This is a genomic window from Saccharothrix syringae (assembly GCF_009498035.1).
Classification (GTDB): domain Bacteria; phylum Actinomycetota; class Actinomycetes; order Mycobacteriales; family Pseudonocardiaceae; genus Actinosynnema; species Actinosynnema syringae.
This window is the reverse complement of record NZ_CP034550.1, coordinates 9,350,199-9,368,729: the sequence shown is the minus strand read 5'-3', so window position 1 is coordinate 9,368,729 and position 18,531 is coordinate 9,350,199. Positions and strand designations below refer to the sequence as shown.

The window sequence follows — 18,531 nt, the reverse complement described above, 5'->3', positions numbered from 1 at the left end:
CTGGTGGGCCTACCGTGGGGGCATGGCGAGATGGGTCTGGCCGGCCGCGGCCGGTGTGGTGGCGTCGACCACCGGCGTGGTGATCAACCTGGCCACGGATCTGGCCACCAACGCGTGGGCCTGGGTGGCGGTCGTCGTGCTGACCGCGCTGGGCGTGGTCGTGGGCATGCGCGTGCAGCCGGCCGCGGCCGGCCCGGCGGCGGCACCCGAGGTCCGCCCGCAGCCCTCCGTGCACAACAGCGTCAGCGGCACCGTGCACGGCGGCGTCGTGCAGGCGGGCAACCTCGACTCGGTGACCATCCACTCGCCGACCACGATCAACCAGAACGCGGTCGCCCGCGACGGCGGCACCGTCTACCAGGCGGGACGGGACGTCAACCCCAACCCTTAGGCTTGCGCGCGTGCAACGCTGGCGAGGGCTGGACCACCTTCCGGGCGGCTGGGGCCGCTGCGTCGTGACCATCGGCGTGTTCGACGGGGTGCACCGCGGGCACCAGGCGCTGATCGCCCGGGCGGTCGCCCTGGCGGCCGACAAGCGGGTGCCCAGCGTGCTGATCACCTTCGACCCCCACCCGTCCGAGGTGGTCCGACCGGGCAGCCACCCGGCCCAGCTGACGAGCCTGCACCGCCGCGCCGAACTGGTCGAGGGCCTGGGCGTGGACGTCTTCTGCGTCATCCCCTTCACCCCCGAGCTGTCCCGCATGCCCGCCGACGAGTTCGCCCACGAGGTGCTGGTCGACCGGTTGCACGCGGCCGCCGTGGTGGTGGGGGAGAACTTCACCTTCGGCCACCGGGCCGCGGGCAACGTGGGGCTGCTGCGCGAGCTGGGCACGCGCTTCGGCTTCGTGACCGAGGGGGCGGACCTGGTGACCGACGACGGCGTGACGTACTCGTCCACCTACATCCGGGCGTGCATCGACGCCGGCGACGTGGCCACCGCGGCCCAGGCGCTGGGCCGACCGCACCGCCTGGAGGGCATCGTGGTCCGCGGCGACGGCCGCGGCAAGGACCTGGGCTTCCCCACCGCCAACCTGTCCACCACCCGCTTCGCCGCCGTGCCCGCGGACGGCGTGTACGCGTGCTGGTTCGTCGACGGCGCCGGCCGCCGCCGCCGGGCCGCGGTGAGCGTGGGCACGAACCCCACCTTCTCCGGCCGGGAGCGGCGCGTCGAGGCGTACGTGCTCGACGTGGACGAGGACTTCTACGGCCAGCGGGTGGCGCTGGACTTCGTGCGGCGGCTGCGCGGCATGGAGAAGTTCGACACGGTCGAGGCGCTGCTGGAGCAGATGCACCGCGACGTGGCCGAGACCCGGGAACTGCTCGACGCGCCGGACCCCGCGTGACGCCGTGGGCCACGTGAGTGGAACCGCTCTTGCCCGGCCACGCGACCTGGCAAGATGCCTCACACGTAGAGCGGACCAGGGAAGGGCGCCGGTGGAGGACCACAAGATCGTCCAGCGCAACCTCGCGCTCCAGCGCGAGTGGTACGGGGAACCCCTGGGTGACCGCGTGCGCCGGTTGGTGGTCGCGTTCAACGTGTCCCAGGCCCAGCTCGCCGACGTGCTGGGGATCAGCGCGCCGATGCTGAGCCAGGTGATGAGCGGGCGGCGCGCCAAGATCGGCAACCCGTCCGTGCTGGCCCGGATGATCATGCTGGAGCGCAAGGTCCTCACCCCCGACGTGGCCACCGGGGCGCCGGAGGCGCTCCAGCGCGCGCTGGACGAGGTGCGCGAGTCCAAGCCCACGGTGAGCCGCGACTCGCTGCCGGTCGCGGCCGCCGACGCCGAGGCCATGGTGTTCCCGCTGCTGCGCAGCGTGGCCGACCGCCGGGAGCTGTCGCAGGCGGCCGACGTGCTGGGCGAGGACTTCCCGTCGCTGGCCGAGCTGCTGCGCCGGGCCGCGAAGGAACGCTGAAGCCCGGGACCGGCCGCGTGAACCTCTTCACCGCCCTCTTCCCGCCCCCCGAGGCGGTGGCCGAGCTGGACGGGGCGCTGGACCCGCTGCGCCGGGCCCACCCCCGGCTGCGCTGGGCCGACCCCGCCCGCTGGCACGTCACCGTCCGCTTCTTCGGCCCGGTCGACCCCGACGCGCACCACGCCGCGCACCTCGCCGACCTGGCCGGCGTGCCCGCACCCACCCTCCGGCTCGCCGGCAGCGGCCACTTCCGGCAGGTCCTCTGGATCGGCGTGGAGGGCCCGCTGGCCGAGCTGGGCGAAGCCGCCCGGGTGGTGGACTGGCACCCCCACCTCACCGTCGCCCGCGCCCGCCGCCGCGACGACGAGCTGCCGCTGCCCGCCTTCACCGGTCGGGAGTGGACCGCCACCGAGGTCGCGCTGGTCCGCAGCGGCCCGCCCGCGGGTTACACCGTGCTCGACCGCGTGCCCTTGAGCACGCCAAACGGGTAGTCGTCGGCCACTGCTGGTAACCTCGACATTTGGGTTCGGCTGCGGTCCGTGGCGGCCGGTACCGACTACCCCGTGCAGGCGGGGCCACACGGAACCGAAAACGGAAACTAGGAGTAGCGGGAACGTGGCACTGACCACCGAGCAGAAGAAGACCATCCTCGCCGAGTACGGCGTCCACGACACGGACACCGGCTCCGCCGAGGCCCAGGTCGCGCTGCTGAGCAAGCGCATCGCCGACCTGACCGAGCACCTGAAGAAGCACAAGCACGACCACCACTCGCGCCGTGGTCTGCTGCTGCTGGTGGGTCGTCGCCGCCGGCTGCTCAACTACCTGCAGAAGGTGGACATCCAGCGCTACCGCGACCTGATCGGTCGCCTCGGCCTGCGCAGGTGAGACGTGCCCGGGGGGAGTGATCACGACGATCACTCCCCCCGCGGCTTAAGCAAACACAACACGTAGGGACGCACGCGCGGCGCACGGGACGACAGTTCGCCGGTCCTCGGTAGTGGCCCCCTGGCGGGAAGACCAGGGGACTTCGATCGAAGACCGGCCTCGTCCGAACCGCGACCCCGCGCCCGAGCGCGCTGCGGCCCGCATGCATTGACGAGGAGTTCCGCACATGACGGACATCGAGGTCCACGAGACTTCAGCCGTGATCGACAACGGTCGGTTCGGCACCCGCACCATCCGCTTCGAGACGGGCCGGCTGGCCCGCCAGGCCGCGGGCAGCGTCGTCGCCTACCTGGACGACGACACCATGCTGCTGTCGGCCACCACGGCCTCGAAGCAGCCCAAGGAGCACTTCGACTTCTTCCCCCTCACGGTGGACGTCGAGGAGCGCATGTACGCCGCGGGCCGCATCCCCGGCTCGTTCTTCCGCCGCGAGGGTCGCCCGTCGACCGACGCGATCCTGACCTGCCGCCTGATCGACCGGCCGCTGCGCCCGTCCTTCGTGGACGGCCTGCGCAACGAGATCCAGGTCGTCATCACGGTGATGAGCCTGAACCCGGCCGACCTGTACGACGTGGTGGCGATCAACGCCGCGTCCGCGTCCACGCAGCTGGCCGGCCTGCCGTTCTCCGGCCCGATCGGCGGCGTCCGGGTGGCGCTGATCGAGGGCCAGTGGGTGGCGTTCCCGACCCACGAGCAGCTCGGCAAGGCCGTGTTCGACATGGTCGTGGCCGGCCGCGTGGTCGGTGACGACGTCGCGATCATGATGGTCGAGGCCGAGGCCACCGAGCACGTGATCGACCTGGTCGGCGAGGGCGCGCAGGCGCCCACCGAGGAGGTCGTCGCGGCGGGCCTGGAGGCGGCCAAGCCGTTCATCAAGGCCCTGTGCGACGCGCAGGCGCAGCTCGCGCGGGTGGCCGCCAAGGCGACCGGCGAGTTCCCGACCTACCCGGCCTACCAGCCCGACGCCTACGAGGCCGTCGAGCAGGCCGCGTCGGGCGAGCTGGCCCAGGCGCTGACCATCGCGGGCAAGCAGGAGCGCGAGAACCGCATCGACGAGGTCAAGGCGTCGGTGCTGGAGAAGCTGGCCGAGCAGTTCGAGGGCCGGGAGAAGGAGGTCGGCGCCGCGTTCCGCTCGCTGACCAAGAAGCTGGTCCGCCAGCGCATCCTGCGCGACAAGGTGCGCATCGACGGCCGCGGCCTGACCGAGATCCGCTCGCTGTCCGCCGAGGTCGAGCTGATCCCGCGGGCGCACGGCTCGGCGCTGTTCGAGCGCGGCGAGACCCAGATCCTGGGCGTCACCACGCTGAACATGCTGCGCATGGAGCAGCAGATCGACTCGCTGTCGCCGGAGACGCACAAGCGCTACCTGCACCACTACAACTTCCCGCCGTTCTCCACCGGTGAGACCGGCCGCGTGGGCTCGCCCAAGCGCCGCGAGATCGGCCACGGCGCGCTGGCCGAGCGGGCCCTGGTGCCCGTGCTGCCCAAGCGCGAGGAGTTCCCGTACGCGATCCGCCAGGTCTCCGAGGCGCTGGGCTCGAACGGCTCGACCTCGATGGGCTCGGTCTGCGCGTCCACGATGTCGCTGCTCAACGCGGGCGTGCCGCTGAAGGCGCCGGTGTCGGGCATCGCCATGGGCCTGGTCTCCGACGAGGTCGACGGCAAGACCGAGTACGTGGCGCTGACCGACATCCTCGGTGCCGAGGACGCGTTCGGCGACATGGACTTCAAGGTCGCCGGCACCAAGGAGTTCGTGACCGCGCTCCAGCTCGACACCAAGCTGGACGGCATCCCGTCCGACGTGCTGGCGGGCGCCCTGAACCAGGCCCGCGACGCGCGCCTGACCATCCTGGAGGTCATGGCCGAGGCCATCGACCGCCCGGACGAGATGAGCCCGTTCGCGCCGCGCGTGACCTCGGTGAAGATCCCGACCGACAAGATCGGCGAGGTCATCGGCCCCAAGGGCAAGATGATCAACTCGATCACCGAGCAGACCGGCGCCGACATCTCCATCGAGGACGACGGCACGATCTACGTGGGCGCGGCCGACGGCCCGTCCGCCGAGGCCGCGATCGGCATGATCAACGCCATCGCCAACCCGCAGCTGCCGAAGGTGGGCGAGCGCTTCCTGGGCACCGTGGTCAAGACCGCGGCGTTCGGCGCGTTCGTGTCCCTGCTGCCGGGCAAGGACGGCCTGATCCACATCTCCAAGCTGGGCAACGGCAAGCGCATCGGCAAGGTCGAGGACGTCGTCAAGGTCGGCGACAAGCTCCGCGTGGAGATCGCGGACATCGACCAGCGCGGCAAGATCAGCCTCGTGCTGGTCAACGAGGACGCCGACGCGCCCAAGGCGGACGAGGCCCAGGCCGACAACCCGGCCCAGGACGCCGCTCCGGCGGAGGCTTCGGCCGAGTGACCACGAGCGTCAACGGGACGGCCGCGGGTGCCCAGGGCACCCGCGGCCGTCCGCTTCCGCGCCGGGCACCCGGCCATCTCCAGAAGCCCGGCACCACGGTGAACCTGGAGCGCGGCGACGACGGCGTGGCCGTGCGCCGCACGCTGCTGCCGTCGGGGCTGCGCGTGATCACCGAGCGGGTGCCGGGCGTGCGGTCGGCCTCGGTGGGCCTGTGGGTGCAGGTCGGCTCGCGCGACGAGCGGCCGGACGTCGCCGGTGCCGCGCACTACCTGGAGCACCTGCTGTTCAAGGGCACGGCCAACCGCACGGCGGCGGCGATCGCGGAGGAGATCGACGCGGTCGGCGGCGAGCTGAACGCGTTCACCGCCAAGGAGCACACCTGCTACTACGCGCACGTCCTGGACGAGGACCTGCCGCTGGCCGTGGACCTGGTGTGCGACGTGGTGTTCGAGGCGCTGTGCGAGCCGCGCGACTTCGAGACCGAGCGCGGCGTGGTGCTCGAAGAGATCGCCATGCGCGACGACGACCCCGAGGACCTGCTGCACGACGCGTTCCTCGACGCCCTGATGGGCGAGCACGCGCTGGGCCGCCCGGTGCTGGGCACCGAGCAGTCCATCGGGGACATGCGGCGCGACGCGCTGTTCAACTTCTACAAGCGGCGCTACACGCTGCCGCGGATGGTGCTCGCGGTGGCGGGCAACGTGGACCACGCGCAGGTGCTGCGCCTGGTGCGCAAGCGGCTCGGCGACCGGCTGGACCGGGTGGGCACGCCCGTCGCGCCGCGCGTGGGCCGGGCCCGCATCCCGTCGGCGCGCAAGCTCGTGCTGCACCCCGACGACACCGAGCAGGCGCACCTGATGCTGGGCGTGCGGGCGCTGGACCGGCACGACGAGCGCCGGTTCGCGCTGAACGTGCTCAACGCCGCGCTGGGCGGCGGGATGAGCTCCCGGCTGTTCCAGGAGGTGCGGGAGCGGCGCGGCCTGGCCTACCAGGTGTACTCGTCGGTGGGCCTGTACGCGGACGCCGGCACGCTGTCGGTCTACGCGGGCTGCCAGCCCGACCGGCTGGGCGACGTGGCGGGCGTGGTGCGGGACGTGCTGTCCACGGTGGCCCGCGACGGCCTGTCCGACGCCGAGGTGGCCCGGGGCAAGGGGCAGTTGCGCGGCGGGCTCGTGCTGGGCCTGGAGGACACCAGCTCGCGCATGTCGCGCATCGGCAAGGGCGAGCTGAACTACGGCGACCACCTGTCGGTGGCGCAGACCCTGGCGCGCATCGACGCGGTCTCCGCCGACGAGGTCGCGGCGCTGGCGCGGGACCTGCTGCGACGCCCCGTCGCCGCCGCCGTGGTCGGCCCTTACGCTCACGCCGACGATCTGCCGTCCCAGGTGCACGAGGTGATCTCTTGACTACTCAGCCTTCGCTCGACCCCGCGAGCGGGTCCTCGGCCGAACCCCTCCGCGTGGGCGTCATCGGCGCGCGCGGCCGGATGGGCGCGGAGGTGGTCCGGGCGGTCGAGGCCGCGCCGGACCTGGAAGTCGTGGCGATGGTCGACGCGGGTGACTGGCTGTTCAACCTGGCCGACGCGGGCGCCGAGGTCGTGGTCGACTTCACCAACCCCGACGTGGTGATGGACAACATCCGGTTCTGCGTGGACAACGACATCCACGCGGTGGTGGGCACCTCCGGGTTCGACGCCCGCAGGCTGGGCACGATCGCCGAGTGGCTGGAGCCGAAGCCGGAGCTGGGCGTGCTGGTGGCGCCGAACTTCGCCATCGGCGCGGTGCTGTCCATGCGGTTCGCCGAGCTGGCCGCGCGGTACTACGACTCGGTCGAGGTGGTCGAGCTGCACCACCCGCGCAAGGTCGACGCGCCGTCGGGCACGGCCGCGCACACCGCCCGGCTGATCTCGCAGGCGCGGGAGGCGGCGGGGCTCGGCCCGATGCCGGACGCGACGACGCAGGAGGCGCCCGGCGCGCGCGGCACGCTGGTGGGCGACGTGCGGGTGCACTCGCTGCGCGTGGCCGGGCTGATCGCGCACCAGGAGGTCGTGTTCGGCACGGAGGGCGAGACGCTGACGCTGCGGCACGACTCGCTGGACCGCAAGTCGTTCATGCCGGGCGTGCTGCTGGCCGTGCGGTCGATCGCGAAGCACCCGGGGCTGTCCGTGGGGCTCGACAAGTACATGGACCTGTGAGCCGCTCCCGATGAGGACCCGTTCCGCCGCGTTCCTGGTCACCGCCGCGCTGGTGGTGTACTTCGTGCTGCTCGGCGGCCGGGCGGTGGTGCTGCTGGGCACCGGCGACCCGGTCGGGATCGGGCTCGGCGCGGGCGTGCTGCTGCTGCCGGTGATCGGCGCCTGGATCGCGTGGACGAACCTGCGCTTCGGCTTCACCACGGAGCGGATGGCGCGGCGGCTCGCGGAGGAGGGCGCCCTGCCCGACACCTCCGGGCTGCCGCGCCGCCCGTCCGGCCGGGTGGACCGGGAGGCCGCGGACGAGTGGTTCGAGCGCCGGCGGGCCGAGGTGGAGGACCGGCCGGGCGACTGGCGGGCGTGGTTCGCGCTGGCCCAGGCGTACGACCTGGCGGGTGACCGGGGACGGGCCCGGGAGACCATGCGCAAGGCCATCACGCTCTTCCAGGAGCCGACGAATCAGGTGTGAGCCAGTCGGGTGAGACACGATTCATTCGGCATCAAAGGGCTTTCGCCTTTGATCTTGCGGCGAGTCTTCGTATCGTGGAGGCCGTGGTCAAGACTTGTCTGAACCTCCGGCTGCTCGTGGCCCTGCTCGTCGTCCTCACCGCGCTGGGCGCGGCCGCGACCGCTGCCTGAACGGACCAGCCACGTCACACGAACGTGTGGTTCGGCGTGAGATCACCCGCGCGTCGGGTAGACGCGAGGGCATGGATCGATCAGCGGTGGACCACCTCTACGACCGCGACGTGCTGGACCGGCACGGCCTGCCGATCGGCACCGTGGCGGAGCTGTGGCTGGCCGGCGGTCGTCCCCTGTGGGCCTCGGTCCGCGGCCCGCGCGGCACCACCCTCGTGCCCATCCGGGGCGCCCAGGTCCGCGACCGCGGGCTCGTGGTGCCCGTCGACCGGCGCGAGGTCGAGGACGCGCCGCGCGTCGGCGGGCCGGAGCTGTCCGAGGACGAGCAGGCCGAGTTCCACGACCACTACGGGCTGACCCCGCCCGAGCAGCGCCTGGTGCGCCACCGGCGCGAGGTCAGTGCACCCACCACCCCGCGACCGCGGCGGGTGACGCAGCGAGCACGCTGAACCGGGCGAACCGGCCGACCACGCCGGTGGACATGAACAGCCACGACGACATGCCCGCCAGCCCCGCCAGCACGGTGGTGAACATGAACGGCGGCAGCCCGACCACCGAGCTGACCGCGTGCGTGCCGAGCATCCAGTGCGGGTGCCGGTGGCAGCGGTCGCGCACCCGCTCCATCCGCGCCCGCCACCTCAGCCGCCACGGCGAGGACTTCTTCGGCTTCTCCGCGCGCCGCAGGAACGCGGGCAGGTGCAGCGAGCCGCGCGCGGCCAGGAAGTAGAACAGCTTCCCCAGCATCTGGCCCACGGCGACGGCGAGCCCGACCCACCACCACGACAGGTGCGGCTGCTGCGTCACCAGGCCGATGACGAATAACTCGATGCTGATCAACGGGACCAGCGACGAGCCGAACGCGACGCCGAAGGTCAGGCACAGCCACCCAAGCACCCGGCCGAGGCTACCAACGGATCAGCCCGGAGAAGGTGGGGTCAACCCCCCGGAAACCCTGATTTCCCGCAGTGGTCGCCCACCGGCGTCCAGGGTCCGCACGGTGCCGTCCGGCTCCCACTCCGCCTTCCGGTAGAACGCGGTGGAGCTCTTGTCGGCCTCCGGCACCCAGGCGATCGCCCGGGTGGCCCCCGCGTCGCGCAGCCGCCCGGACGCCTCGGCCAGCAGCCGCCCGCCGTGCCCGCGCCGACCCCAGCGGGGCTCGACGAGCACGCTGACCAGCGCCGTCGTGGCCGCGTCGGCGGGCAGCGAGCCGTTCGCGAGCGCCACCTCGTCCGCGGGCGCCGCGCCGACCGAGCAGTACCCGACCAGCCAGCGGCCCTCGGTGGCCACCAGCACCTGGCCCGCCGCCACGGCCTCGGCCCACCCGGCCGCGGGGTCGAGGTCCGCCAGGACCTCCTCGGGCAGCAGGTCGCGGTACGCGGTCCGCCAGGTGTCGCGGTGGATGCGGGCGATCTCCGGGACGTCGTCGGGGGTCGCGGTGCGCACTGCGGCGTCGGCCATGCCCGGAACCCTAGTGGCCGAAATCCGCGTGATTCCGGGTGGTCTCGCATGACAGCGTCACCGTCGTGCGTTGGGCAGCGCTGGGCGTCGTGTACGTGGTGTGGGGTTCCACCTACGTGGCCATCAAGTTCACCATCGAGTCGATGCCGCCGCTGCTGTCGGCCGGGCTGAGGTTCTTCCTGGCGGGCGCCGTGCTGGCGCTGGTGGTGGCCTGGCGCGGCGGGATGCGGATGACGGCGCGGCAGCTCGGCACCGGCGTGCTGCTGGGTGTGCTGCTGCCCGCGTGGGGCAACGGCCTGGTGGTGCTGGCCGAGGCGTCCGTGGCCTCGGGCCTGGCCGCGCTGCTGGTGGCGTCCGTGCCGCTGTACGTGGTGCTGATGCGGCGCTTCGCCGGCGAGCGGCCGCCCGCGGTGACCCACCTCGGTGTGCTGGTCGGGCTGGTGGGGTTGGCCGTGCTGCTGCTGGACGACGTGGGCGGGTCGTCGTGGTGGGGGCCGTGGGTGGTGCTGCTGGCGGCGTTCGGGTGGGCCCTGGGCACGTTCCTGAGCGGCCGGCTGCCCGCGCCCGCGAACCCGTTCGCGCTGTCGGCGGTGGAGATGCTGGCCGGCGGGGCGGTGCTGGCGGTGGCGGGCCTGCTGGCCGGGGAGCGCGTGTCGCCCGGGTCCGTCACCGCGTCGTCGTGGGTGGCGTGGGGGTACCTGGTGGTGATCGGGTCGCTGCTGGCGTTCAGCTCGTACGTGTACGTGCTGGGGCAGTTGCCGGTGTCGACCGTGGCGACCTACGCGTACGTGAACCCGGTGATCGCCGTGGTGCTCGGGGTGTGGCTGGCGGACGAGCGGTTCGGCGCGCTCCAGGCGGTGGGCGGGCTGCTGGTGGTGCTCGCGGTCGTGCTGGTGGTCCGGGCGGAGCGCCGGCCCGCGCCGGTGGGGTGATCTTTGTCGTACCCGGGTGGGAGCATTCGCCCCGTGCAGACGATGAGCGCAGACGTCGCCCGCCGGATCGCGCTGGGCGCGCAGGGTTTCGCGGACCCGCGACCGGTCGGCGAGCCGACCAGGCGGCACCTCCAGAAGGTGCTCTCGCGCGTGCGGCTGTTGCAGCTGGACTCGGTGAACGTGGCGGTCCGCGCGCACTACGCGCCGCTGTTCAGCAGGCTCGGCCCGTACGCGCCGGAGCTGGTGGACGAGGCGGCGTGGTCGCACAGCGCCCGCCGGCCGCGGCTGCTGGTGGAGACCTGGGCGCACGAGGCGAGCCTGGTGCCGGTGGAGGACTGGCCGCTGCTGCGCTCCGGCGCCAAGCGCCAGGGGTGGTGGAAGGGGCACACCGAGCTGGCCGCGCGCTCGCCGCGGCTGGTCGAGGACATCGTGGCCGTGGTCAAGGAGCTGGGGCCGGTCGGGGCGGGCGCGATCGAGAAGGCGCTGGAGGGCGGCGGGCCGCGGCGCAAGGACCACTGGGGCTGGAACTGGTCGGAGGTCAAGAAGATCTGCGAGTTCCTGTTCGGCGAGGGCGTGCTGACCACCGGGGCGCGGCGCGGCTTCGAGCGGTTGTACGACCTGACCGAGCGCGTGCTGCCGCCCGAGGTGCTGGCCCGGCGGGTGACGGCCGAGGAGGGCGCGCGGGAGCTGGTGGCCCGCGCGGCGACGGCGCTGGGCGTGGCGACCGAACCGGACCTGCGCGACTACTACCGGCTCGCGCCCGAGCGCAGCCGGCAGGCCGTGCTGGAGCTGGTGGAGGAGGGCGTGCTGGAGCCGGTGGTGGTGCGCGGGTGGAAGGCGCCCGCGTACAAGCACGCGGCGGCGCGCGTCCCGCGGCGGGTGGAGGGGCGGGCGCTGCTGTGCCCGTTCGACCCGCTGATCTGGGAGCGGGCCCGGACCGAGCGGATCTTCGACTTCTTCTACCGGATCGAGATCTACGTGCCGGCGGCCAAGCGGGTGCACGGGTACTACGTGTTCCCGTTCCTGCTGGACGGGCGGCTGGTGGGCCGGGTGGACCTGAAGGCGGACCGGGCGGCCGGGGTGCTGCGGGTGCAGGCGGCGCACGCGGAGCCCGGGGTGGACCACGGCCGGGTGGCGGTCGAGCTGGCCGCGGAGCTGCGGGAGATGGCGGGGTGGCTGGGGCTGGACGAGGTCGCGGTGGTGCCGCGGGGCGACCTCGCGCCGGCGCTGTCGGTGGTGGTGCGGTGACCGGAGTCACCTCTTGGGGTAACAAATATTGAAATCTGTCAGCTGATGGTTGATAGTGGTCTCATGACCGCTATCAACCAACGGCGCCTGGGCGCGTCCGGTCCCGCCGTCTCCGCCCTCGGCCTGGGCTGCATGGGCATGTCCGACCTGTACGGCCCGGCCGACGAGGCCGAGGGCGTCGCCACCATCCACGCGGCGATCGACGCCGGCGTGACCCTGCTCGACACCGGCGACTTCTACGGCATGGGCCACAACGAACTGCTGATCCGCGAGGCCCTGCGCGACCGCAAGCGCGACGACGTGCTGCTCAGCGTGAAGTTCGGCGCCCTGCGCGACCCGGACGGCGGCTGGCACGGCAACGACGGCCGCCCCGAGACGGTGCGCAACTCCCTGGCCTACACCCTGCGCCGGCTGGGCACCGACCACGTCGACGTCTACCGCCCGGCCCGCCTGGACCCGGCGGTGCCGATCGAGGAGACCGTCGGCGCCATCGCCGAGCAGGTCGAGAAGGGCCACGTCCGGTACATCGGCCTGTCCGAGGTCGGCGCGGACACCCTGCGCCGCGCCCACGCCGTTCACCCGATCGTGGATCTCCAGATCGAGTACGCCCTGGTCACGCGCGGCATCGAGGCGGAGATCCTGCCGACCGCGCGCGAACTGGGCATCGGCATCACCGCCTACGGCGTGCTGTCCCGGGGCCTGATCTCGGGCCACTGGACGCCGGGGCGGCAGGCCGACGACTTCCGGGCGACCTCCCCGCGCTTCCAGGGCGAGAACCTGGAGCGCAACCTCGACCTGGTCGAGACGCTGCGGGTGATCGCCGCCGACAAGGGCGTCTCCGTGGCCCAGCTCGCCATCGCGTGGGTCCTGGCGCGGGGCGAGGACGTCGTCCCCCTGGTCGGCGCCCGCCGCCGCGACCGCCTGACCGAGGCCCTGGGCGCCCTGGACGTCACCCTGACCGCCGAGGACCTGGCCAGGATCGACGAGACCGTCCCCGAGGCCGCCGGCGACCGCTACGCCACCGCGCAGATGGCCCACCTCGACAGCGAGAGGTGATCACGCACAATCGGGGGACCACCCGATGACCGCGAGGAGCACCACCGTGGCCGAGGCACTGACCGCAGAGACGATCCTCAGCACCACGGAGGACGTGCTGCGCCGCTACGGCCCGGCCAAGGCGACGGTGGTGGACGTGGCCCGCGCGCTGGGCGTGAGCCACGGCAGCGTCTACCGGCACTTCCCGACCAAGGCCGCGCTGCGCGAGGCCGTGACCCAGCGCTGGCTCGACCGCGCGCACGCGGGCCTGGCCGAGATCGCGACGTCGCCCGCCCCGGCGCCCGAGCGCCTGCGCGCCTGGCTGGCGGCGCTGTTCGAGGCCAAGCGGAAGAAGGCCCTGGGCGACCCGGAGCTGTTCGCCACCTTCACCGTGCTGGTGGGCGAGAGCAGCGCCGTGGTCGCCGCCCACATCGCCGAGATGGTGGACGACCTGACCGGCATCGTCCGCGACGGGGTCGCGGCGGGCGAGTTCGCCGCCGCGGACCCCGCGGTGGCGGCGCGGGCGGTCTTCGCCGCCACGGCCCGGTTCCACGACCCGGCGCACGCGGGGGAGTGGTCGGAGCCGGGGGTGGACGCGGCGTTCGAGGCCGTGGTGTCGCTGCTGGTCGCGGGGCTGCGGTCGGGGGCGTGACGGGGCGGCGGGGCGTCACCGCCCGGCGCGTCGGCGACGCGTGACGCCGCTCGGCCCGACGGCTGACGGGCGGTGGGCCGATCGGGGGTCCCGGAACGCCGCGGACCTCCGCGGGTCGGACCGCTCGGTGACCGGATCGATCGGGCGGCCGGCGGCCGGGCGGGCCGATCGCGAACCGCCTCGGTCGTGGTGGTCGCGGATTCCCGGAATCGGGGTCAAGGTCTGTTAAAGCCCCCTCCGCCGTTCCTTGATTGACCGCACATTTCGGGCATAAGCAAAACGTAAAGACCGCCCCCGACACCTCGACAGCAATGGATCGCTGACGAACCATTCACCTTGCTCGGTGACGTTCGACCGGCGGGAGGCACGTGGTGGATGCCAAGCAGATCGTGGTCGGCATGGACAGCTCGCCTGCGGGGGCGGCGGCTCTGGAGTGGGCGGTGCGGCACACGCGGGACGGCGGCACCGTGGTGGCGGCGTCGGTGTGCGGGATGGTCGGGTCCAACGGCGGCCGGGACGCCTTCCACGGCGCCCGCCTGCGCATCCTGCGCGACGCCCTGGCCAGGCTCGGAGCGCACGACGGGGTGCTCGTGGAGGAGGCGGTGCTCGACGGTGAGCCCGGGCCCGCGCTGGTCCGGCTCGCCGAGGAGGCCGACGGGCTGGTGCTCGGCCGCCACGGGTACCGGCGGGGCCCGGAGACGGTCATGGGGTCGGTGATCATGCACTGCCTGCGGAACGCGACCTGCCCGGTCGTCATCGTCCCGGCGGTGAATCCGCCGATCGTGTGACGAGGGGTGCCGTGGTGGTCGACGGACCACCACGGCTACCGAATTCGACGAAACCCGGAATACCCGAACAATTCTCGTGGATCGACCGGGAATGGGGACTAAGCAGTGGTGGCCGTGGTCACCAGGGCGCTGCCCGTTCCGGTCCGGCCGGTGATGAACAGTTCCGGCGCGTTGTCCGGCGGCGTGTCCGACACCGCCAGCTCGCTGCGCGCCGCACCCGAGGTGGACATCAGGTCGACCTCCGCGGCCACCCCCGGTCGCACGCCCACGCGCACGTCGCCGGACCCCGTGCCCATCTGGATCCGCCCCGCCGCCGCGTCGGCGACCGTCACGTCACCGCTGCCCGTGCGCACCTGCACGTCGTCCTGCACCGCGCCCAGCCAGACGTGGCCCGTGCCGGTGTGGAGCACCGTGTTCCCGCCGATCGAGGACACCTCGATGTCGCCGCTGCCGGTCCTGGCCCGCACCCCGCCGAGCATCGGGCCCAGCCGCACCTTGCCCGACCGCGAGTCCACCCGGGACTCGTCCTCGGCGCGGTCCGCGGTGATGTCGCCGGTGTCGGTGCGGATCTCCAGCCGCCCCGCGCTGCCGGTGACCGTGACGTCCGCGGTGCCCACCTTGGCGATCACGTGCGACCCCTCCGGCGCCCGCACGGTCACCCCGAGCGGCACGGCGCGCAGCGGCAGGGCCTTGGACGAGCGCACGGTCAGCCGGCCGTCCACCAGCTCCACCCGCGCGTCGCGCACCGCCTCGCCCGCCCCGGTGGGCTGCGTGCGGTCGCCGAACTGGTCGTTGACCCAGCTCAGCAGGTTGGACAGCCCCGCCGTCCACGGCTCGGCACCCGGGGCGGGTTCGTGCCGGACCTCGACGTGCACCCCCGGCTCGTCCACCAGGTGCACCCGGACCCCTCCGGCCAGCAACGCCACGTCGACCTCGACCGCCCCGGTCACCTCGTCGAAGCTCTGCCGCCGCACCACGTCGGACTCCACGTCCTCCCCCTTCAGCCCTGCACCCAGCCGCGCACGCGCGACCCGGGGTCGCCCTGCCGGTCCTTCGGCGGGCCCCACGACTTGTGGTGCCCGCGCCGCCCGCCGACCGCCCCCTGGACGGCCTGCGCGACGAACGTGTTCAGCGACATGCCCTGCGCGGCCGCGGCCTGCTCGGCCTTGCTCTTCAGCTCGTCGAGCAGGCGCAGGGTGATGCGCGTGGCGTCCCCGGCGGTGGGCCGGGGGACCTCCTGCGGTTCCGGTCCGGGGTGCTCCTCGGGGGCGCCGGTGACGACGACCTTCACGTCGCGCCCGTCCAGCCGCACGTCCACCACCGGCCCGCCCAGGGCGGCGGTGACCTCGGCGGCCAGGTCGGACAGGGCGTTCATGAGTGCCAGCCGGGCGGCCGGCTCCAGGGCCGCGGCCAGCGTGGCGGCGGTCCGCCGGGTGCCCTCGTCCCCGGCGGAGGCGGCTGTCGCGAGGTCTTCGCGCAGCGCTGCGATGTACGGCGACAGATCCATGACATCACCATGACACCACGAACGACATCGGTCAAGGACAAGATGACGCCAGGCATGACGTCACGCGTGCGTCACCGCTGGAGCGATGCTCTGAATCGCGGTACCCAGCGGTGGTACAACTGGAGGATTTGCCGTCGGTTAGGGTTCGGGCATGGCCGAGACCGCGTCGCCCAAGGTGCAGTTGATCGCGAAGACGGAGTTCTTCCCGCCGGAGGACGTCCCGTGGTCCACCGACGCCGACGGCGGCGAGGCGCTGGCCGAGTTCGCCGGTCGCGCGTGCTACCAGTCCTGGGGCAAGCCCAACCCGGCCACGGCCACCAACGCCGGCTACATCAAGCACATCATCGAGGTCGGCCACCTGTCGGTGCTGGAGCACGGCTCGGTGAGCTTCTACATCTCCGGCGTGTCCCGCTCGCTCACCCACGAGCTGATCCGGCACCGCCACTTCTCCTACAGCCAGCTCTCCCAGCGCTACGTGCCCGAGCGCGACGCCGCCATGGTCGAGCCGGACGTCATCGCGAACGACCCCGAGCTGCACGAGCTGTTCATGAAGGCCGCCCAGGCGAGCGTCGACGCCTACAACGACCTGCTCAAGGGCCTGGAGACCAAGTTCTCCGACGCGCCGAGCGCCACCCTGCGCCGCAAGCAGGCCCGCCAGGCCGCCCGCGCGGTCCTGCCCAACGCCACCGAGACCCGCATCGTGGTCACCGGCAACTACCGCGCCTGGCGGCACTTCATCGCCATGCGCGCCACCGAGCACGCCGACGTGGAGATCCGCGCCCTGGCCGTGGAGTGCCTGCGCCAGCTCCAGAAGGCCGCCGCGAACGCCTTCGCGGACTTCACCGTCTCCACCCTGCCCGACGGCACGGAGGTGGCCTCCAGCCCGCTCGTCACCGAAGGATGAGGCGGCTCGTCGTCGACGTGCGCCCGGGCGAGTACACGATCGCCCGCCTGCCGGCCGACGCGTCCGTCCCTCCCGGACTGCTCGACGGCCCCGGCCTGGTCTGCGTCACGCGCACGCCCGCCGAGCTGTCGATCGTGTGCCCGAGCGAGCACGCGCCGCGCACGGACGAGGTCCAGCCCGGCTGGCGCCTGCTCACCGTGCGCGGCCCGCTGGAGTTCACCCTCACCGGCATCATGGCCGCGCTGTCCGGCGAGCTGGCCGCGGCGGGCGTGACCCTGTTCGCCCTGTCCACTTACGACACCGACCACCTGCTGGTGAAGGCCACCGACCTCGGCCGCGCCGTGCAGGCGCTGCGCAACTCGGGGCACGAAGTCACGAAACCGTGAAACCGGTTCGGGCCGTGCGCGGTCTGAGCTAGCGTGTGCGCCCGTTCGGGGCCGGTGTGTCGAGGAGTCGCGGTGAACAGTCCACAGAGCGTGCAACCACGCGTCATCGCGGGCCGCTACACCCTGCTCGCCGAACTGGGGCGCGGCGGCATGGGCGTGGTCTGGCGCGCCCAGGACAACGTGATCGGCCGCCAGGTCGCGATCAAGGAGCTGCACCTGCCCGACGGCATCGCGCACGAGGAGCGCCGGGTGCTGGAGGAGCGGGTGCTGCGCGAGGCGCGCACCGCGGGCCGGCTCAACGACCCCGGCGTGGTCACCGTGTTCGACGTGGTCGTCGAGGGCGGCATGACCTACATCGTGATGGAGCTGGTCGAGGCGACCACGCTGTCCGCGCTGATCAGCCGGCACGGCCCGATGCCGCCGGACCGGGTCGTCTCGATCGCGCTCCAGTCGCTGTCCGCGCTGGAGTCCGCCCACCAGGCGGGCGTGGTGCACCGCGACGTCAAGCCCGGCAACCTCATGGTCACCCCGAACGGCCGGGTCAAGCTCACCGACTTCGGCATCGCCCAGGCCGTGGACGACCCGCGCCTGACCACCAGCGGCAGCCTGATCGGCTCGCCCGCCTACATGTCGCCCGAGCGCATCCACGGCCACGAGGCGTCCCCGGCCGCGGACCTGTGGGCGCTGGGCGCCACGCTGGCCTACGCGGTGGAGGGCGTGAACCCCTACGAGCGGTCGACCACGGCGGCCACGCTGCACGCGATCATGAACGAGCCGCCCCGCCTGACCAGGGCGCACGGCGCGCTCGGCGCGGTGATCACCGGCCTGCTGATGCCCGACCCGAACGCCCGGCTCACCGGCCCGCAGGCCCGCGCCATGCTCGAACGCGCCGCCGCCCAGCCCACCCCGCCCACGGGCTTCGGCGCGCCCCAGCAGACCGTGCTGCACACCCAGCTGACGCAGGCGCGGAAGAATTCCAGGCTCAAGCCCCTGCTGGTCACCGCGGGCGCGCTGGCCGCGGTCGCCCTGCTGGTCGCGGGCGCGTTCCTGGGCCGCTGGCTGTTCACCGAGCAGCCGCCCGCGGCCATGGCCGAGGCGATCTTCTTCGGCCCCGGCGGCTCGATGTCGGCCGACCAGCTCAAGATCAGCAGCGGCCGGTGCGGCGACAACTACCTGGAGCCCAACACCACGGTCAACTACGCCGACTGCGCGAAGGGCCACCGGGTGGAGTTCTTCGCCGTCGGCACCCCGTTCGGCTCCTCGGACAAGCGCGCCTACCCGGGGCGGGAGTGGCTGCGCAACTACGCCGAGGACTTCTGCACGCTGCACTTCATGTCCGACACGGTGCCGGTGGAGGACAAGGAGGACAAGCTCGCCTACGCCGCCGTGGTGCCCACCGAGGGCGAGTGGCGGGCCGACCCGGCCAAGTCCGACGAGGGCACCCGCGAGGTCGCGTGCGCGCTGTGGAACAAGGACAAGACCGAGCTCGCCAGCCAGGTGTCCGCGGAGTGAGTAG

General features: G+C 72.9%; 22 protein-coding genes. 18 read left to right on the top strand and 4 right to left on the bottom strand.

Going from position 1 to position 18,531, the window contains the following annotated elements; all coding sequences use genetic code 11:
- Positions 1–22: 22 nt before the first annotated feature.
- From EKG83_RS39205 to EKG83_RS39160, 10 genes are all read left to right on the top strand, one after another.
- Complete coding sequence (locus EKG83_RS39205) at positions 23–391, top strand: hypothetical protein (protein WP_153278719.1); 369 nt, start codon at positions 23–25, stop codon at positions 389–391.
- Positions 392–401: 10 nt separating this feature from the next.
- A complete protein-coding gene (locus EKG83_RS39200; RefSeq protein ID WP_051766299.1) occupies positions 402–1,343 on the top strand; it encodes a bifunctional riboflavin kinase/FAD synthetase in 942 nt (313 codons plus the stop codon).
- 91 nt (positions 1,344–1,434) lie between these two features.
- Positions 1,435–1,914, top strand: coding sequence for a helix-turn-helix domain-containing protein (locus EKG83_RS39195; RefSeq protein ID WP_033432684.1), 480 nt, complete (start codon positions 1,435–1,437; stop codon positions 1,912–1,914).
- Between the two features lie 17 nt (positions 1,915–1,931).
- Positions 1,932–2,405, top strand: coding sequence for a 2'-5' RNA ligase family protein (locus EKG83_RS39190; RefSeq protein ID WP_033432683.1), 474 nt, complete (start codon positions 1,932–1,934; stop codon positions 2,403–2,405).
- A 124-nt stretch (positions 2,406–2,529) separates the two neighbouring features.
- The gene (gene rpsO / locus EKG83_RS39185) at positions 2,530–2,799 is read left to right on the top strand and encodes a 30S ribosomal protein S15 (protein ID WP_033432682.1); all 270 of its coding nucleotides are present in this window, start codon (positions 2,530–2,532) and stop codon (positions 2,797–2,799) included.
- Positions 2,800–3,025: 226 nt separating this feature from the next.
- The gene (locus EKG83_RS39180; RefSeq protein WP_033432681.1) at positions 3,026–5,275 is read left to right on the top strand and encodes a polyribonucleotide nucleotidyltransferase; all 2,250 of its coding nucleotides are present in this window, start codon (positions 3,026–3,028) and stop codon (positions 5,273–5,275) included.
- Positions 5,272–6,681, top strand: a complete 1,410-nt coding sequence (locus tag EKG83_RS39175) for a M16 family metallopeptidase (RefSeq protein ID WP_033432680.1) — start codon at positions 5,272–5,274, stop codon at positions 6,679–6,681. The genes EKG83_RS39180 and EKG83_RS39175 overlap by 4 nt, the downstream gene beginning before the upstream one ends.
- Complete coding sequence (dapB, locus tag EKG83_RS39170) at positions 6,678–7,469, top strand: 4-hydroxy-tetrahydrodipicolinate reductase (protein ID WP_033432679.1); 792 nt, start codon at positions 6,678–6,680, stop codon at positions 7,467–7,469. Before EKG83_RS39175 ends, dapB begins: the two co-directional genes overlap by 4 nt.
- 10 nt (positions 7,470–7,479) lie before the next feature.
- A complete protein-coding gene (locus EKG83_RS39165) occupies positions 7,480–7,935 on the top strand; it encodes a tetratricopeptide repeat protein (protein WP_033432678.1) in 456 nt (151 codons plus the stop codon).
- A 241-nt stretch (positions 7,936–8,176) separates the two neighbouring features.
- Positions 8,177–8,554 (top strand): hypothetical protein, encoded by a 378-nt coding sequence (locus EKG83_RS39160; RefSeq protein ID WP_153278718.1) that lies wholly within the window; start codon positions 8,177–8,179, stop codon positions 8,552–8,554.
- Here the strand turns inward: EKG83_RS39160 and EKG83_RS39155 are convergent.
- On the bottom strand, positions 8,502–8,999 hold the full coding sequence (locus tag EKG83_RS39155; protein WP_033432676.1) for a YqaA family protein: 498 nt from the start codon (positions 8,997–8,999) through the stop codon (positions 8,502–8,504). The genes EKG83_RS39160 and EKG83_RS39155 overlap by 53 nt on opposite strands.
- A 21-nt stretch (positions 9,000–9,020) precedes the next feature.
- Complete coding sequence (locus EKG83_RS39150) at positions 9,021–9,563, bottom strand: GNAT family N-acetyltransferase (protein WP_033432675.1); 543 nt, start codon at positions 9,561–9,563, stop codon at positions 9,021–9,023.
- Between the two features lie 65 nt (positions 9,564–9,628).
- Between EKG83_RS39150 and EKG83_RS39145 the strand changes: the two genes are divergently transcribed.
- The 5 genes from EKG83_RS39145 to EKG83_RS39125 all read left to right on the top strand — a co-directional run bounded on the left by EKG83_RS39145 (position 9,629) and on the right by EKG83_RS39125 (position 14,218).
- Positions 9,629–10,495, top strand: a complete 867-nt coding sequence (locus tag EKG83_RS39145; RefSeq protein WP_033432739.1) for an EamA family transporter — start codon at positions 9,629–9,631, stop codon at positions 10,493–10,495.
- A gap of 42 nt (positions 10,496–10,537) precedes the next feature.
- Positions 10,538–11,743: a winged helix-turn-helix domain-containing protein gene (locus tag EKG83_RS39140; RefSeq protein ID WP_033432674.1), complete on the top strand. Its 1,206-nt coding sequence runs from the start codon at positions 10,538–10,540 to the stop codon at positions 11,741–11,743.
- A 63-nt stretch (positions 11,744–11,806) separates the two neighbouring features.
- Entirely contained in the window at positions 11,807–12,799 is a 993-nt protein-coding gene (locus EKG83_RS39135) for an aldo/keto reductase (RefSeq protein ID WP_033432673.1), read from the top strand.
- Between the two features lie 25 nt (positions 12,800–12,824).
- Entirely contained in the window at positions 12,825–13,430 is a 606-nt protein-coding gene (locus EKG83_RS39130; protein ID WP_033432672.1) for a TetR/AcrR family transcriptional regulator, read from the top strand.
- Between the two features lie 371 nt (positions 13,431–13,801).
- On the top strand, positions 13,802–14,218 hold the full coding sequence (locus EKG83_RS39125) for a universal stress protein (RefSeq protein ID WP_153278717.1): 417 nt from the start codon (positions 13,802–13,804) through the stop codon (positions 14,216–14,218).
- 98 nt (positions 14,219–14,316) lie between these two features.
- Here the strand turns inward: EKG83_RS39125 and EKG83_RS39120 are convergent, their stop codons facing one another.
- Positions 14,317–15,207 carry a DUF4097 family beta strand repeat-containing protein gene (locus EKG83_RS39120; RefSeq protein WP_228122379.1) on the bottom strand — a complete coding sequence of 297 codons (891 nt, stop codon included), beginning with the start codon at positions 15,205–15,207 and terminating at the stop codon, positions 14,317–14,319.
- Positions 15,208–15,218: 11 nt separating this feature from the next.
- On the bottom strand, positions 15,219–15,725 hold the full coding sequence (locus EKG83_RS39115) for a toxin-antitoxin system HicB family antitoxin (protein WP_033432671.1): 507 nt from the start codon (positions 15,723–15,725) through the stop codon (positions 15,219–15,221).
- A gap of 151 nt (positions 15,726–15,876) precedes the next feature.
- On the opposite strand from EKG83_RS39115, the gene thyX reads away from it, so the two are divergent.
- The 3 genes from thyX (at position 15,877) to EKG83_RS39100 (ending at position 18,527) form a co-directional block, all read left to right on the top strand.
- Positions 15,877–16,629 (top strand): FAD-dependent thymidylate synthase, encoded by a 753-nt coding sequence (thyX, locus tag EKG83_RS39110; protein WP_033432670.1) that lies wholly within the window; start codon positions 15,877–15,879, stop codon positions 16,627–16,629.
- On the top strand, positions 16,626–17,015 hold the full coding sequence (locus EKG83_RS39105; RefSeq protein WP_033432669.1) for an ACT domain-containing protein: 390 nt from the start codon (positions 16,626–16,628) through the stop codon (positions 17,013–17,015). Before thyX ends, EKG83_RS39105 begins: the two co-directional genes overlap by 4 nt.
- Before the next feature lie 72 nt (positions 17,016–17,087).
- Positions 17,088–18,527 (top strand): serine/threonine-protein kinase, encoded by a 1,440-nt coding sequence (locus EKG83_RS39100; RefSeq protein ID WP_033432668.1) that lies wholly within the window; start codon positions 17,088–17,090, stop codon positions 18,525–18,527.
- Positions 18,528–18,531: the final 4 nt, after the last annotated feature.

What these genes read in the sequence shown, in the direction of transcription:
- EKG83_RS39205 (WP_153278719.1), top strand. Translation starts at nt 23, where the DNA reads ATGGCGAGATGGGTCTGGCCGGCCGCGGCCGGTGTGGTGGCGTCGACC.
- EKG83_RS39180 (WP_033432681.1), top strand. Translation starts at nt 3,026, where the DNA reads ATGACGGACATCGAGGTCCACGAGACTTCAGCCGTGATCGACAACGGT.
- EKG83_RS39165 (WP_033432678.1), top strand. Translation starts at nt 7,480, where the DNA reads ATGAGGACCCGTTCCGCCGCGTTCCTGGTCACCGCCGCGCTGGTGGTG.
- EKG83_RS39160 (WP_153278718.1), top strand. Translation starts at nt 8,177, where the DNA reads ATGGATCGATCAGCGGTGGACCACCTCTACGACCGCGACGTGCTGGAC.
- EKG83_RS39150 (WP_033432675.1), bottom strand. Translation starts at nt 9,563, where the DNA reads ATGGCCGACGCCGCAGTGCGCACCGCGACCCCCGACGACGTCCCGGAG.
- EKG83_RS39140 (WP_033432674.1), top strand. Translation starts at nt 10,538, where the DNA reads ATGAGCGCAGACGTCGCCCGCCGGATCGCGCTGGGCGCGCAGGGTTTC.
- EKG83_RS39135 (WP_033432673.1), top strand. Translation starts at nt 11,807, where the DNA reads ATGACCGCTATCAACCAACGGCGCCTGGGCGCGTCCGGTCCCGCCGTC.
- EKG83_RS39130 (WP_033432672.1), top strand. Translation starts at nt 12,825, where the DNA reads ATGACCGCGAGGAGCACCACCGTGGCCGAGGCACTGACCGCAGAGACG.
- EKG83_RS39115 (WP_033432671.1), bottom strand. Translation starts at nt 15,725, where the DNA reads ATGGATCTGTCGCCGTACATCGCAGCGCTGCGCGAAGACCTCGCGACA.
- thyX (WP_033432670.1), top strand. Translation starts at nt 15,877, where the DNA reads ATGGCCGAGACCGCGTCGCCCAAGGTGCAGTTGATCGCGAAGACGGAG.
- EKG83_RS39105 (WP_033432669.1), top strand. Translation starts at nt 16,626, where the DNA reads ATGAGGCGGCTCGTCGTCGACGTGCGCCCGGGCGAGTACACGATCGCC.